The organism is Streptomyces sp. NPDC055815 (assembly GCF_053616475.1).
Genome location: NZ_JBSHDU010000193.1, coordinates 834 through 1,085 on the forward strand (window position 1 = coordinate 834; position 252 = coordinate 1,085).

The 252-nt window shown below is 45.2% G+C and carries 1 protein-coding gene; it reads left to right on the plus strand.

The window, feature by feature from the left end; all coding sequences use genetic code 11:
* Positions 1-236: YgdI/YgdR family lipoprotein (locus ACWGN5_RS41940; protein ID WP_044704865.1), on the plus strand; the 236-nt coding region annotated here is incomplete at its 5' end.
* Between the last annotated feature and the right edge of the window lie 16 nt (positions 237-252).

The window sequence follows — 252 nt, forward strand, 5'->3', positions numbered from 1 at the left end:
TTATGAATAAAAAAACGCTGTTGGCGGCCATGATGGTCGCGTTGGTGACCTTTGCCGCTGCTGGATGTTCTTCAAACCAAGAAATAAAAACCACAGATGGTCGCACTATCGTTACAGACGGCAAACCCAAAGTTGACAGTGATACGGGGTTAGTATCCTACAAAGATGCCCATACAGGCCGAACCGAACAGATCAACCGTGACAAAATTACCAACATGAGTGAACTAGACAACTGATACGGATAAAAGGAGC